Source organism: Halomicrococcus pelagicus, assembly GCF_051917725.1.
Classification (GTDB): domain Archaea; phylum Halobacteriota; class Halobacteria; order Halobacteriales; family Haladaptataceae; genus Halomicrococcus.
This window is the reverse complement of the sequence record NZ_JBQBLX010000006.1, coordinates 211,109-224,657: the sequence shown is the minus strand read 5'-3', so window position 1 is coordinate 224,657 and position 13,549 is coordinate 211,109. Positions and strand designations below refer to the sequence as shown.

General features: G+C 54.8%; 15 protein-coding genes. 7 read left to right on the top strand and 8 right to left on the bottom strand.

Annotated elements, in window-relative coordinates; genetic code table 11:
* Positions 1-2 precede the first annotated feature (2 nt).
* Positions 3-446: a hypothetical protein gene (locus ACTF4R_RS17030; protein ID WP_440009057.1), complete on the top strand. Its 444-nt coding sequence runs from the start codon at positions 3-5 to the stop codon at positions 444-446.
* A gap of 5 nt (positions 447-451) precedes the next feature.
* Here the strand turns inward: ACTF4R_RS17030 and ACTF4R_RS17025 are convergent, their stop codons facing one another.
* The 7 genes from ACTF4R_RS17025 to ACTF4R_RS16995 are packed head-to-tail and all read right to left on the bottom strand — an operon-like array spanning position 452 to position 7,097.
* Complete coding sequence (locus tag ACTF4R_RS17025) at positions 452-700, bottom strand: PD-(D/E)XK nuclease family protein (protein WP_440009055.1); 249 nt, start codon at positions 698-700, stop codon at positions 452-454.
* A 48-nt stretch (positions 701-748) separates the two neighbouring features.
* Complete coding sequence (locus ACTF4R_RS17020) at positions 749-2,440, bottom strand: thiamine pyrophosphate-binding protein (RefSeq protein ID WP_440009053.1); 1,692 nt, start codon at positions 2,438-2,440, stop codon at positions 749-751.
* Positions 2,437-3,366: a branched-chain amino acid ABC transporter permease gene (locus ACTF4R_RS17015; protein ID WP_440009052.1), complete on the bottom strand. Its 930-nt coding sequence runs from the start codon at positions 3,364-3,366 to the stop codon at positions 2,437-2,439. The genes ACTF4R_RS17020 and ACTF4R_RS17015 overlap by 4 nt, the downstream gene beginning before the upstream one ends.
* On the bottom strand, positions 3,366-4,370 hold the full coding sequence (locus ACTF4R_RS17010; protein WP_440009050.1) for a branched-chain amino acid ABC transporter permease: 1,005 nt from the start codon (positions 4,368-4,370) through the stop codon (positions 3,366-3,368). Before ACTF4R_RS17010 ends, ACTF4R_RS17015 begins: the two co-directional genes overlap by 1 nt.
* Positions 4,367-5,095, bottom strand: coding sequence for an ABC transporter ATP-binding protein (locus tag ACTF4R_RS17005; RefSeq protein ID WP_440009049.1), 729 nt, complete (start codon positions 5,093-5,095; stop codon positions 4,367-4,369). The genes ACTF4R_RS17010 and ACTF4R_RS17005 overlap by 4 nt, the downstream gene beginning before the upstream one ends.
* Positions 5,092-5,808: an ABC transporter ATP-binding protein gene (locus ACTF4R_RS17000; RefSeq protein ID WP_440009047.1), complete on the bottom strand. Its 717-nt coding sequence runs from the start codon at positions 5,806-5,808 to the stop codon at positions 5,092-5,094. Before ACTF4R_RS17000 ends, ACTF4R_RS17005 begins: the two co-directional genes overlap by 4 nt.
* Entirely contained in the window at positions 5,808-7,097 is a 1,290-nt protein-coding gene (locus ACTF4R_RS16995; RefSeq protein ID WP_440009046.1) for an ABC transporter substrate-binding protein, read from the bottom strand. The genes ACTF4R_RS17000 and ACTF4R_RS16995 overlap by 1 nt, the downstream gene beginning before the upstream one ends.
* A 136-nt stretch (positions 7,098-7,233) precedes the next feature.
* Between ACTF4R_RS16995 and ACTF4R_RS16990 the strand changes: the two genes are divergently transcribed.
* The 5 genes from ACTF4R_RS16990 to ACTF4R_RS16970 all read left to right on the top strand — a co-directional run bounded on the left by ACTF4R_RS16990 (position 7,234) and on the right by ACTF4R_RS16970 (position 11,240).
* A complete protein-coding gene (locus ACTF4R_RS16990; RefSeq protein WP_440009045.1) occupies positions 7,234-7,995 on the top strand; it encodes an IclR family transcriptional regulator in 762 nt (253 codons plus the stop codon).
* 617 nt (positions 7,996-8,612) lie between these two features.
* Complete coding sequence (locus tag ACTF4R_RS16985; RefSeq protein ID WP_440009043.1) at positions 8,613-9,074, top strand: hypothetical protein; 462 nt, start codon at positions 8,613-8,615, stop codon at positions 9,072-9,074.
* 255 nt (positions 9,075-9,329) lie between these two features.
* On the top strand, positions 9,330-9,527 hold the full coding sequence (locus tag ACTF4R_RS16980) for a DUF7557 family protein (RefSeq protein ID WP_440009042.1): 198 nt from the start codon (positions 9,330-9,332) through the stop codon (positions 9,525-9,527).
* On the top strand, positions 9,524-9,922 hold the full coding sequence (locus ACTF4R_RS16975) for a PIN domain-containing protein (RefSeq protein WP_440009041.1): 399 nt from the start codon (positions 9,524-9,526) through the stop codon (positions 9,920-9,922). The genes ACTF4R_RS16980 and ACTF4R_RS16975 overlap by 4 nt, the downstream gene beginning before the upstream one ends.
* Before the next feature lie 70 nt (positions 9,923-9,992).
* A complete protein-coding gene (locus tag ACTF4R_RS16970; protein WP_440009039.1) occupies positions 9,993-11,240 on the top strand; it encodes a hypothetical protein in 1,248 nt (415 codons plus the stop codon).
* Positions 11,241-11,461: 221 nt separating this feature from the next.
* On the opposite strand, the gene ACTF4R_RS16965 is transcribed toward ACTF4R_RS16970, so the two are convergent.
* A complete protein-coding gene (locus tag ACTF4R_RS16965) occupies positions 11,462-12,448 on the bottom strand; it encodes an HNH endonuclease (RefSeq protein WP_440009038.1) in 987 nt (328 codons plus the stop codon).
* Positions 12,449-12,877: 429 nt separating this feature from the next.
* Between ACTF4R_RS16965 and ACTF4R_RS16960 the strand changes: the two genes are divergently transcribed.
* Positions 12,878-13,543: a helix-turn-helix domain-containing protein gene (locus ACTF4R_RS16960; RefSeq protein ID WP_440009313.1), complete on the top strand. Its 666-nt coding sequence runs from the start codon at positions 12,878-12,880 to the stop codon at positions 13,541-13,543.
* The last annotated feature ends 6 nt before the right edge of the window (positions 13,544-13,549 follow it).

Below are 13,549 nucleotides of genomic sequence, written 5' to 3'. Positions count from 1 at the left end.
ATATGAGTGAAACAGCGGACAAACCAGAGCCATATATCGCCGATAGTGCTCCTGAAGATACAGCAAATGCGTTACACTCTGTTATTGATCCGCTTCTGAATCCTGAAGACGCCGGTGACCATCCTCCTGGAATCAGGGCTGGATCTCAAGAACACAGAAAAGAACGATGGGTCTGGCTTACCGAGACTTTTGCCACACTACAAAGCGAATATCGAAGTAATGACCGTGTACTCGGACTCGAAATCGGCTACTTCTATGGTGTCGGTGACCATCCAATCGGTCTTGCAGTCGCAACTAGCACTCAAGGGATTCTGAACAGAACCTTTCCCGATACTCTCCTTCAGCTAACAACGAATGAAGACTTGCGTCTCGTTGATGAGACAGTGGCTTCGACGATACCGGTTCGAGTCGCTGGCTTTGCTCTTCCACCAATCACCGCCGAGTAGACAAGTCACGACCTGTCCTTCAGTATTTCCTCGTACTTCGCTCGATAATGGCTAACATCACCGTTTCGTAGAAACTCGGTGTGAATCTCGTTGCCGTCGGTGAAGACGAGCCGCAACATGACTTCGGCCTTTGGGTTGGCTTGCTGCAGCGCGCAGGCGTACACTCGTAGCTGCGGCCAGTAGTGCTCGGCCAGTTCGTCGACATCGCGATTGGCGAGCGAGTCAGTCTTGTAGTCAATAAGGTTTCGTCGCAATCCTTGGCAGCAGACGGATCAACAAGATGGACGCATAACTCTCGGTGACTATTCGTGAAGGCCTCCAGTCGCGGCATAGAATGACGATTGCAGCGTCTCGACATCGACGTCACGATCAATCCGGACGTCAATCACAGTCGGACGAGACGCGGTCTTTCCCTCTTGGAGGGCGTCGGCTAGCTCGGCCGGTGTCGTGGCACGGATTCCGGATGCACCGAATCCTTCGGTGACTTGGACGAAATCGGTGTCGTGAAATTCGACGCCGGCGATATCGTTTTCTTCGTCCTGCATTTGACGAACCATCCCGAGGCTCGTGTCATTCAGAACTACGAACGTGGGAGCGACTCCCTGTTCAACTGCTGTTTCGACGGAGGTCATCGTCATCGTAAATCCACCATCACCGGCGACAGCAATGACGTCTTTTTCGGTTGTGAGCGCAGCTGAGACCGCAGCTGGCGTTGCCCATCCCATACCGCCCACACCACCACTTCCGAAGTATGTGCGGACAGCCGGTGTCTGGAGATAGTTAAGAAGCCAGAAGCGATTGTTCCCAGAGTCTGCAGTCACAATCGTCTTCTCGTCAACAACCTTCTCTATTTCCTTGGCTGCTCGCTGTGGCGCGATCAGAGCACTATCGCTCTCGACCTCAGGAATTTGGAACGATTCTTTTGCTGTTGCTGCACGGTCTCTTGCCCAGTCGTTCTCATTGTCCCCGGCTTCGTGAAGTTCACGAAGGCTTTCAGCTGCGTCGCCGATCAGGCCGACATCGGCTGGATACACCCAGCCTGCATTGCGGGTATCGATATCGGCGTGGATCAGCGTCTGTTCGTCCGGGCGGATAAACGACGGTGCCTGCCAGTTCGTGTCCATCGGATTTAGCCGACAGCCGACGATCAGCAAGACGTCGGCTTCGCTCACGACTTGGTTCGCCTGTTCATGGCCAAATGATCCGATGACACCTGCTGCGAGCGGATGTGTTTCGGGAAACGTGGATTTGCCGAGGTAGGACGTTGTGACGACGGCGTCGTATGCTTCGGCAGTTGCCTGAAGTTCATCGTAGGCTTGTGCAGCATGCACTCCGTTGCCAGCGATTATCACGGGGCGGTCTGCTGCAGCAAGCGCCTGTGTCGCTGCCGCGAGATCAGCTGCCGGTGGGCGGGAATTCCACGTCCGTGTCTGCTCGCAATCATCCCACACTGGTGGGATTGGATCAGTCGGCAGGTCTTCGGTTACTGCATCACCGTCGAGGATGACCGCCGTCGGTCCTGGCCGTCCTCCGACGGCATGTTTGAATGCGAGTTGGACGCTTCGGATTGTCTCGGTTGGGGACCGTGGTGACCAGTGTTCTTTGGTGACGCCATCGAGGATTTTTGAGAGGTCGAGACCGCCATAGTCACCTCGTGCTTGCTGGTACGGTGCGAGTGTCGAGTAGTCACCGCGTTCGCTCGCCTCAGTGAGCACTACCATCGGCGACGAGGAGAGTCGGGCTTCCATCTGTCCGATCGTTCCCAGGCTGCCGATCCATGGTCCTTGTCCGACGAGGACGCCTGGCTGGCCTGTGAGGCGTCCCTTCATTTCCGCCATCACGCTTGCTTCACGCTCGTCGCGTGGACGCACGAGGTCGACTGATGACTCGGGGATATGGTCGAGCAGTTCGATGATCCGTCCGCCGGGATACCCGAATATCTGGTCGACGTCGAGCGCTTCGAGAACGTCGATGATGCGTTCGCTCGTATTCATGAGTGTTCCTCAGGGGTCGCTGGCGAGAGTTGATAGCGGAGGCTGCGGAGGTCGTCGACGGTGAGGAGTCCCTCTGGCCGCGCCATGATCGCCACGAGGAGGACGAGGAATGCGATGATGGGGCTTGCGGTGAGTGGCAGGAACTCCATTGCAACCTGTTCCACGACGGCGAAGAAGACGCCAGCAACCATCGCTCCGATTGGGTCACCGAGGCCGCCAAGGACGACGATGGCGAAGGCGATGAGTGTGTAGTGTTCGCCGGCTGTTGGGGAGAAGGCCGGATAGATGAGCGTGAGGAGCACGCCTGTGATGCCGGCGATTACGAGCGCGATGCCGAACGTGAGGGCTGAAACACGGTGCGTGTTGATTCCGAGGAATTTTGTTGCGTCCCTGTTCTGGATCATCGCTCGGATTGCCTTGCCGTAGTAGGTTCGATAGAGGAACCAGAGCAATCCGGCGAGGATGATGATAGCGGTCGCTGCTCCGATCAATCGCGAGGTGATTAGTGTCATCCCGCCCACGTTGATTGAGAGCGGAAATGTGTCCGCGTACGGATTTGGAATCCCGCGTGACCGTGGCCCCCAGAGGATTCGCATGGACGCGATCATGACGATTGACAGCCCGAAGTAGGCGAGGAACGACATCGACTCTGTGTCATCGGCGTTGAGGAGACGGGGGACTGTGAGATAGTAAAGTCCGATGCCGAGGACGAAGAATAGTGGGATGACAAGCAGGATGCTGGTGAGTGGTTTGACCTGGTAGAGTTCCCACATCCAGAAGGCCGTATACGACCCGAGGATGATGATGTTCCCATGGGCGAAATTCACGATTCGCATGACGCCGAACACGAGGTTCAGGCTGCTGGCGATCAGTGCGTAAATGAGTCCGATGATGAGTCCGTTGATGAGTGCTGTTGCAAGTGACATTAGTCGTTACCTCCTTTGGATGTCGAGCCATCAAATCGCAGTGCGCCGTCTTCCCCGAAGAGGTCTTCTCGATACTCGAATTCGCCAAGTAACCCACGGGGGAAGACCAGTACGACCAGCATGAGTACAAGTCCGGTGACGAGATAGCTGCCGAAGGGGAGTGCGGACCAGATGAAGTCATCGAGGAGATAGAGTGATGTTGACCCGATGATTGGGCCAACGACTGTGCCGACGCCGCCGAACAGCGCATAGAGGATTGGTTTGACGCTGAGGAGGACGTCGAAGCTGCCTTCCGGCGAGACAACTGTTGTATTCCAAGTGTCGATGCCGCCGAGCAGACCGGGGAAGAAGACGCTCAGTAGCCAGACGTACGACCGCATTCGTGCTCGATTGATACCGCTCATTTCGGCCGCGGTTGCGTCATCACGAATCGCGCGGAGGATAGTGCCGTAGCGCGACCGCAGCAGCCAGACTGTCGTCGCCACGACTGTCAGCGTCACGACGACCATTGCATAGTAGGCGAGAGCGGGATTGTAGGCCTCTGAAATGTACAATCCTGTTGCTCCGCCTGTGATGCTTTCTGGCGTGAGTGTGATGCCGATACGGATTGCCCAGGCAGCTGCGAACGTCGCGATGGCGAAATAGATCCCATCAAGCCGGAACAGCGGGAGGAATAGGACGCCGAGGATGATGCTTGCTATGCCGCCGGCAAAGACGGCTCCGATCATGTGTAGATTCAGATGGATGTACGCCATTGCGGTGACGTAGCTGCCGATGCCGTAAAATGCGAAGTAGCCGAACGGAATGTAGCCAGTGAGGCCAAAGACGAGATGGACGGAGACTGTCATCGCTACCCAGAACATGAGATAGAAGAGGAATGACGGCTGGAAAAGGCCGATATACGGTGACACGACTAACACCACGATACTGAGCAGACCAATAACTGCAATCGCCTGCTTGAGTCGCGAGTCGCCGATATTTTGGACAAGTGGCTGTGACGTCATGAGACCGCCTCCGTCGAGATCCAATCGCTAATGACGCTGCGAATTTCGCTGTCCATACGTTCACTCTCACCCTCAGCAGCGACCTCACCGCGTTCAAGCACGAAAAGATGATCACCGTACTCAACGGCCGCCTTCACGTTCTGATCGACAAGGATGACGGTGACGCCGCGCTCTTTGAGTTGTTCGATCGAATCATAGACGTCAGTCGCGAGTTTCGGCGCCAGTCCCGTGGACGGCTCGTCGATGAGAACGACATCTGGGTCGGTCACCAGCGAGCGTCCGATTTCTAGCATCCGTTGCTGGCCGCCACTCATCGTTCCTGCGCGTCGGTCGCGTTTCATGCGGAGGTCGGGGAACTGCTCGTAGACGTCATCGATCGCGCCATCCACTCTGGCATCGTCGTTGCGGATTGTCCAAGCGCCTAATTCGAGATTCTCTTCAACGGTGAGGTCTGGAAACACACTTCGTTCTTGCGGGATATAGGCGAATCCGACATCGCGAATCATCGTTGAAGGGTCTTTGCCCGTGATCGATTCTCCATTGTACTCAATTCGGCCTTGATGCGGTTTGACGAACCCGTAGATCGTCTTTAGCAAGGTGCTTTTGCCAGCACCGTTGGGGCCGATGATGCTCGAAATCTTGTTTTCCTCGAACGACGCTGAAAGGTCGTTAATGATGTCAATGCCTGGTACGTAGCCAGCTCGCACGCTTCTGATCTTGATCATGCAGTGATATCGTGGCCGAGATATGCTTCGACAACGCGTTCGTTCTCCTGGATCTCAACTGGCTGCCCACTCGCGATCTGAGCGCCTTGATCGAAGACGACAATCCGATCACTGATCGAATACAGTGAATCGACTTCGTGTGAGACGATGATAAATGAGACACCGTTGTCGTTGAGTGCCTGGATGCGGTCGAACATCGTCTTCTTAATTTCGGGATGGACGCCCGCAAACGGTTCATCCATGAGGATCAGTTCCGGTTCCCGCATGAGATTCCGGGCGAATTCAAGGAGCTTCTTCTGTCCACCGCTGAGGTCACTCGCCTCCTGCATAATGACGTGCTCGAGCTCAACGGCGTCGATCTTCGAGCGCGCCTTTGCTTCGATCTCCTCGAGGTCTCGATCCGTGTTTAGGAGCGGTACTTCGATGTTCTCTAAGACGGTGAGATCTTGAAAGACACGCGGTGTTTGGAACGTCCGCGCAATCCCGTCTCGTGCATTCTTGAAGACGGCACGCTCGGTAATGTCGGTCCCCTTGAACATAACCTGTCCAGCAGTCGGCTCATGAACGCCCGAGACGCAGTTGGTAAAGGTGGTCTTCCCCGAGCCATTCGGACCCATCAGACCGACTATCTCGCCCTCCTCAACCGTGACTGAAACGTTATCGACAGCGGTGAGTCCGTCAAACTGCTTAGTGAGGCCTTCTGTCTCCAGCATCACCGCTCATCCCAGCCTGGAATCGGGTATTTCGGCTTTCCTGTCGCGGCCTCGTCAGGAGCGACAACCTCGAGCTTATCATAGAGCTCGCCGCTCGTTGACTTGTTTTGGGTGGCGGTGTAGAGGAACCCAGTTTGGACGCCGTTTTCCTTGATCTTGTAGTTGCCTGTAATGGTTGTCACGTCGCCTGACAGGTCTACTGCGGCTTTCTTGAGGCCCTCAGTGGTGAGCGAGTCTGCCTTTTCGGCGAACCGCCCAAGCATGTACCCGCCCGCATATCCGAGTGAGCCGATATACGAGGGTGTCTGGTCGTCGTACGCATTCTTGAACTCCTTGTAGAACTTCTTCGGTGAGAGACCACCTGTGACGTCGTAGTTGAAGTCTGGATGGTAGATTGAATGGCCGAAGAAGTATTTCGCATCTTTCCCCAGCGCTTTATGAAACGCCGGATCCGCCGCGTACGTCATGCTCGTCCACGGGAACATGACGTTGCTCGCCTTCATCTGATTCGCAATGTTCACCAGCGTATCGGTGTACGCGACGGGGTAGAACGCGTCTGGGTTCTTCGATTTGATTGAGTTCAGTGTCGAAGAGAAGTCCGACTGAGAGCTCGGGAAGCTCTCCATGTGGACGATGTTGATATTGTTCTCCTTCGCGTATCGTTTGATGCCTTCTGCCTGTGAGGTGGGGAATTCCTTGTTGAGATGGATGACTGCCAGGTCTTTCACGCCGGCACTGCTCATCCCCATAATCTCGCCCTTCGTGATCTGGGGGGCTGTCGGATTCACCGAAACGATGTTGTCGTACCCTTGTTCGAAGATCTCGGGCGATGCTGCACTCCATGAGAGGAGGAATTTATTCTTTGAGTTCACAACCGATGCTGCCGCTGCTGTCAAGGTACTACCGAACGGCCCGAAGACAACATCCACGTTATCTTCGTTCAGTAGCTTCTTGTACAATCGAAGGACACGTTGTTTATTACTCCGATCGTCGTAATAGACCAGTTTAATTTTCTTCTTGCCATCTGGCGTTTTGATGCCGCCGTTCTTGTTTACCCGGTTCTTCCAGAGTTTGAGGCCTCTGAAACCCATTTTTGACGCGAAGGAGTAATCGCCAGACGAGGACCGCGTCAGGCCGATTTTGAGTTTCGATGTGCTGCCGTTGTCACCGCCTGAGCCGCCGAAGTTACTGCTAATACAGCCAGTGATCGATACTGTGGCGCTTGCTGCACCCGCTGTTTTGAGGAACCGCCGTCGAGTGTTCGTGGAAGCGTGGGGTATGTCAGTCATTCTCGTACCTAATCCATCAGCACCTGAGTGAATAGTAATTCATAAAAGTTAGGGTCTAATTCAAATGAAGAGTAGTGATGAGGTATATTTCCTTGAGGCGAACATACTTTAGAGACCATGAGAGACACGTGAACCCATGGCTAACGAGCAGACGGGGATTCAAACCACAGAAACAGCGTTCGACATCATCGAACAGCTTAAAGTGAAAGATGGAGCCGGAATAACAGAACTCGCGACCGACCTCGAACTGGCGAAAAGCACCGTCCACAAGCATCTCACCTCACTCCGCAAACGAGGCTACGTACGAAAGAACGGCGAAACATACGAAATCGCCCTTAGATTCCTCGACCTCGGTATCTACACCCGAGATCGAGAACCAGTCTACCAGGTGGCGAAGCCCAAAGTAGATGAAATTGCAGAACAGACAGGCGAGAAGGCCTGGCTCATCACCGAAGAATACGGACGCGGGATACACCTCTACGGAGCAGTTGGCGAACACTCAGTCAAAACCTACGCCCGCATTGGGCAACTCACATATCTACATCAACACGCAGCGGGGAAAGCGATTCTAGCACACTTACCCGATAGTCGAATTCACGAAATTCTCGACGAACACGGCCTGCCAGCACAAACACAACACACTATCTCAACGCACGAACAGCTGTTCGACGAAATAGAACAAATTCGCGACCACGGTTATGCGACCAACGTTGAAGAATCCGTCATCGGTCTCAATGCAATCGGCGCTCCAATTACAGACGAACAAGAGAACGTCTTAGCAGCAATCAGCGTTTCAGGCCCCGCAAATCGGATCCAGGGTAATCGACTTCAGGAACAACTCCCGGAACTTCTCTTAGGAGCAGCTAACGAGATCGAAATCAACCTCCAATACTCATAGATTTCTCCCCAGCGAACACCCCAATAGATAATCCCCGTCATAAATACGTTGTATTATATTGTGGAAAGGAGGTATTTTGAGGGGTGGCGGTCTATACCGCGGCCTCATCCGCTGAATTTTTCTCGCGCGCAACAGCGTAGCGGATACCCTGATCCATGGAATTCAGCGTGAACCATTCATCAGCAGGTTTGTTATTTCCCGCTCCAAGGCTATCGTCCCTATTGCTTGTTCGCTGATATGGTGTCGGTAGATCGGGACATAATATGGGCGAGTTCTTGATGGAGTTCCCCTGCTGTTGCTATGCGCTCAGCAACGACCGAATTCACAAGCAATCTTCGATGAGATTCCGATTCGATCCAGCGACGAACACAGCTACTATAGTATCGGCAGGTATTTGGTCGAGTGCTAGCTTGACTGTGCGGAGAGACTCGCAGCCAAGGACAACGAACACATAAATGAGGTCTACGTCAGCAAGACGGGGCATGTCCTGAATGTGAGATGGGGCTTCGTCGTCAGGCACGGTTTTCGTTGGAGGGTCTAGCGTCGTAATGATTGCCGCCATGTCTTTGTCGACAGCCGTCGCAAAACATACGGCGGTGGCGCTACAACGTACGTGTATGGCCGCAAGCACACCGGAGGATGTTCCAGGCCACGAATTGAATGAACACCGGCTTGAGGACCTCAGAGATATTCTAAGCCCGACGAAGCTGCGGCTTCTTCAGCAGATCCTTGCCAGCCCAACTGGTGCATTGAGCTCGAAAGAGCTTGCGGCGCGAAACACGATCAGTGACAGCACCATCCGTGACCATCTCCGCGACCTCCACAATCGAGACAAGCCGATTATCGCAAAACTTGAGCCGGACACGTCACCCGTCCCGAACGGCATTCCGCGCGTGTACTTTGCCGTCACAGAATACGGAATCAGCCTGCTCAAACAGGCTAACCTCTACGACCAGATCGGCCTCCTCTACGACATGTATGAAGCAGCTGACCTCCAACTACCCGACGCAGACAATCAACCGGTCACACTTGACGAGATTGAGAACTATGACCATCGTCCAATACCGGACTGGCTCTGATCGGTGACATCACCCCGAGTGGGTCGGCGGGAACCTGGTCAATCCCTTGGAGGATGCAGTTGAACAGATGACAGAAGCCCGTGCAGCGTACGAACCAGCCTGGGAAACGATTGCCGAGATGCACGACATCGACATGCCTTCATCCGCAGAATAATTATTCGAAAAATAGCGGCTAACCGTTATGCGATTTCTGTCTGGCGACGAAAGCGGCAGGTTGGCGTAAACTAATTATGTCTGTATACAGTCTGTATACACATGGGTACGTCTATCAGGGTCTCCGACGATACGAAACAGATGTTAGAGAGCTTGAAACGGGATGACGAGACGTTTAATGAACTCCTTAAACGCCTCGCGCAGAGTGAGAAACCCATCGACATCGGCGCCTGGGACAAGGACGATGCCGACCGAGTGCGGGCGGCCGTAAAACAGTCGCGGGAGAGCTTCGAGCGGTGACGTTCCTCGATAGCTCCGTCATTATCGACATGTTGGAGGGCGTCCCGGACGTCGTTGAGGCCGTCGAAAACCGTGGCCAACCCTACCTGACATCTTCACTCTGTGTATTCGAGGTCGTGAGCGGAATGGTCGGGAGCGGTGAGACCGATGTCGTCGGTGTCCGCCAGCAGTTCGGTGGTGTTCAAGCAGTGGACCTGAACGAGCAGATTGCATTGGAGGCGGCGCGGATGCAGGACATGTTGATGGATGACGGTGAACGGATGGCAGTTCGCGACCTGCTCATCGCTGCGACCGCACGCTCTACTGGGGATGAGCTTCTCGTCGCAGACAGCGATTTCGACACGCGTCTCCTCACCGAGATGATGGATGTAACAAACCTCAACCGCAAGAGCTGAACTACACTCTTCGACTCGATAACAGGTGATAGACTAGTTTAATGACTACTGGTTGAGAATGACTGTAGAAATGGTAGCTACACTCACCGAACCTACTGTTCTTGCTGCCGCGAAGGACACCCTCTACCCTGATCTCGACACGAGTACAGACCATTACGCTGTCACGGAAACCCAGTTCACCAAACCAACGTGGGGTGGATGGGAAATCCCCGAGGATCTACGTCGACGTCTTGCGCCGTACAATACGATTCGCCTAGCAGACGGTGAGCCTGACCTCCTCGGCGTTGGAATGCCCGCTCTCGAAGTCCTGAACGCCGACGCCGCAACAACCCCGGTCACTATAATCGAAGCGAAAGGCCACAACAGCGACCCGAGCGCCGCCGACATCCGTCGCGGCATCAACCAGGCCCACGGCCACCTGTCCGAAATCAACATCGGGTACGTCGCCGCCCCTATCCAAAGCATCTCTGACCAGGCACGTGCCCTCGCACGCGATTTGAACGTCGGCGTTATCGGCGTCGAAAGCGCGCACGACGCAACGCTCGTCGAACCCGCTCGCGTCACCGGCGTCGGTGACTTCTCAACCACTATCGACGCAATCCGGTTCCAAGCCACAACGCATCGACTCACCGAAGGCAGCTTCCCCGTAAACCATCCGAAGAACTACCTCGGCTACGCACTCGCTCTCGCAGCAGATGGCGATACACCTGATATCTACTCCGAGCACGTGATCAATAGCGTATCAGGCGGCCGCCGCGGGGCAATCCTCCTCGGTCTCGTCGACAACCGACCTGATGGAGAGACACTTACGCACCTCGGCGCAGAAGTCGTCCGCTTCGCCCGCGACCAACACGGGAGCGTCGATGCCGCACTGGACGAATTCGCCTCGTGGAAAGGCCGGTCAACACCGTTCACCGACCTCGCTCCCCGCTGGGCACAACTCGCCCGCTCAGTCGCCATCCAGTACGACCCAACCCGGCTCATCATTGAAGCACTCGAACGCCTCCATCAGCGCGGCATCAAACCTGCAACCATCGACGCCGTAGCCCGAGAAGCCTGCCGCATCAACCAACCACTCTCCGTCGAAGTGTTCTTCACACAATCCAGACGGGGAGACGTCCTCACCGCCGACGGCGACATCAACGAATCAGTGCTTACGGACCCAACCGTGTACAAATCGGGCATCCACTTCCAGATCAAATACCACCTCCGTCACATCGGACTACTCACACACGGCGGGACAGACGACAAAAACGCCGTACTCACCAACAAGTGGGTATTGGAACACCCAGTTGACCACGACACCGTCACAAAATAATGCGGTAGTGGATTTCCCCAGGCAATCACCACCTGGACCTATGTCCGTCCAGCGTTATTGTTCCCGGTATGGAGATCGGTCTCGTGAGTTGTACAAAGAGCAAGCGTGAACACGCAGCACCACCGAAGGACCTGTAGACGAATCAGCGTTTTCGCTACTCGGCTAGGGTAACTGTCTCTCCATCTGGCTGAGCAGCCGGGTTTTACTGCTGGTATCCGCTTTCACACCCACTCAAGTGAGGCATTGTGTTGGGTTACGTACTGTGGCTTCAGGCTCTCCTCCGGGATCGAGATTCGCTCCCCGTCACGGTTGATGATCGTCCGCTGTAACACGTCACTCTCAGTCTCGAACTCTGGATTCACGCGCAGCCGGTAGTCTCGATCAATCGTGAATAGTTCCCGGTCGAAGGCCGCGTGATGTGTCTTGCTGAGGGCCAATACGTTCGAGAGATCTGCCCTGTGTTCTGGATAGTCGCTCCACGGCAGAATATGCGCCACGTCCAAGAGGCTGGAATGATCCACGCCAGAAATCGGGCACGTTCGGTTGTGACGGGACAGTACTGTCGCACGGAACTCCGGATCGACCGTGCGGGCGTGGACAGTCGCTTCGTACGTCCCAGCACGCATCCCAGCATCGTTCACCGACGGTGTCCAGTCTGAGTCAGCCCACTCTTCCACCGCACTCTCAGTGAACTGCAGGCCATCCTCCGTTAACGCGTACTCGTCGCCGCGCTTCTCGACGAGCCCCATGCTCCGCAGCCAATTCACTCGCTGTGTCGCCATGTCCGTCTCTCCGCGGCTCCACCCTAACTCAGGATGTGTGTCGAGTTGCTGGTCACTCACCTCTGCAAGCGTCATCGGACCAGCAACCAACGCATACAAGAGACTCCGTAGTCCGACGTTCCGATCACACATGATCCGGAGCAGCGTCGCCACCTCACCTTGCTCAATGTACTCCCGACCAGCGTCACCGAGTTCCCAATGATCGTTTGCCTGGTATAGGAACCCGACCTGCTGGAGATAACTCGCCCGTCGCATAATCGAGTCTCGACTCGACACGTTCGGGAATAAACCACGGTGCCAGCCAACGAGTTCATCCGACGTCGGCTGATGCGCCTCAACGAAATCAAGAATCGCGTCTAGCGTTTCAACATACTGCGTTCCGCCACCAAACATCGGAACGATACTACGGAGCCGATCCGAAGGCATGCAGAAATTGTGACAGGGAGAGGTGATGATTCTTTTCCCCGATAGACGAACTATGCGATCCTAGACTTGGTCAACTGTATTGAGCTGAATTAGACTACAACAATCCTCCTGCCCATCGAAATTCATGGCTGAATAGGCGAATGCAACAGTAGCGTAGACTACTATCCTCGTGTCTTCGTACTAAGGCTACTCGAGGAGGACCGCATCAGAAACGCCGGCTCAAGACCTGTTCCAATGCCGTGTCAATCGCTGGGACTCTCATCGGCAGGAAGAGCCGAATTAACTCGATGAGTTAGCATCTACTTTCCGCCATTTGACTGTTTTCGCATTGCTAGCCCCGTCTCATTGCCGCGCAAGCAGGGGAAGTCTTTTGTAAGGTTATCGCTTTAGAGATAACTACGGACGCTACGCATGTCGATGACTGAGTTCATGGATTCGACTGCTGCGAAGATTGTCTTAGCAGCGAAGCGAGGTGATTCAGTCAATAGAATCGCGAACAAGGTCGATACATCGTATTCATGGGTGTACGATTGGGTTGAGCGATTGGACGATGCTGGTATTATCGCCAATACCGATGATGGAGTGCAGATTGTCGATCACGAGTTGCGCCAGCAGTACGCTGAGATGATGGCTGCGTTGTACAGCCGCGACAGTATCTCTCAGGAGGATGCGTACGTGATTCCTCACTTTGCTGGAATGGAGTTCGCATATACTGAGATTGACGCGGCATACGTTTGGACAGAGGGAGGCTATCAAATCGCACGGAGTCACGACGACTACCCCGTCTTCATTCAGGTCCACGAGCGCGATATCGAACGCTGGATCGCCTTCTTCCAGCGGTTCGGCATCCAGACGACCATCGACACCCGTCCAGAGAGGAGTGACGTCGATGGTAACGTTCACTACGTCTTGTTCCCGCAACCGGACGGCATCGAAATCGAGTGGGTTGGCGGGAACCCCGTCATTCCCTTGGATGATGCAGTTGAGCAGATGACGGAAAACCGTGCAGCGTATGAGCCAGCCTTGGAGATGATTGCCGAGATGCACGACATCGACATCAACGCACACCATCACCAGCCGACATCCGCAGACTAACTCCAG

Bases quoted from the DNA above. Each gene is read 5' to 3' on its own strand.
- ACTF4R_RS16985 (WP_440009043.1), top strand. From the start codon at position 8,613: ATGGCCGCAAGCACACCGGAGGATGTTCCAGGCCACGAATTGAATGAA.
- ACTF4R_RS17015 (WP_440009052.1), bottom strand. From the start codon at position 3,366: ATGTCACTTGCAACAGCACTCATCAACGGACTCATCATCGGACTCATT.
- ACTF4R_RS17020 (WP_440009053.1), bottom strand. From the start codon at position 2,440: ATGAATACGAGCGAACGCATCATCGACGTTCTCGAAGCGCTCGACGTC.
- ACTF4R_RS16965 (WP_440009038.1), bottom strand. From the start codon at position 12,448: ATGCCTTCGGATCGGCTCCGTAGTATCGTTCCGATGTTTGGTGGCGGA.
- ACTF4R_RS17010 (WP_440009050.1), bottom strand. From the start codon at position 4,370: ATGACGTCACAGCCACTTGTCCAAAATATCGGCGACTCGCGACTCAAG.
- ACTF4R_RS17005 (WP_440009049.1), bottom strand. From the start codon at position 5,095: ATGATCAAGATCAGAAGCGTGCGAGCTGGCTACGTACCAGGCATTGAC.
- ACTF4R_RS17000 (WP_440009047.1), bottom strand. From the start codon at position 5,808: ATGCTGGAGACAGAAGGCCTCACTAAGCAGTTTGACGGACTCACCGCT.
- ACTF4R_RS16960 (WP_440009313.1), top strand. From the start codon at position 12,878: ATGGATTCGACTGCTGCGAAGATTGTCTTAGCAGCGAAGCGAGGTGAT.
- ACTF4R_RS17030 (WP_440009057.1), top strand. From the start codon at position 3: ATGAGTGAAACAGCGGACAAACCAGAGCCATATATCGCCGATAGTGCT.
- ACTF4R_RS16995 (WP_440009046.1), bottom strand. From the start codon at position 7,097: ATGACTGACATACCCCACGCTTCCACGAACACTCGACGGCGGTTCCTC.
- ACTF4R_RS16970 (WP_440009039.1), top strand. From the start codon at position 9,993: ATGGTAGCTACACTCACCGAACCTACTGTTCTTGCTGCCGCGAAGGAC.
- ACTF4R_RS16980 (WP_440009042.1), top strand. From the start codon at position 9,330: ATGGGTACGTCTATCAGGGTCTCCGACGATACGAAACAGATGTTAGAG.
- ACTF4R_RS16990 (WP_440009045.1), top strand. From the start codon at position 7,234: ATGGCTAACGAGCAGACGGGGATTCAAACCACAGAAACAGCGTTCGAC.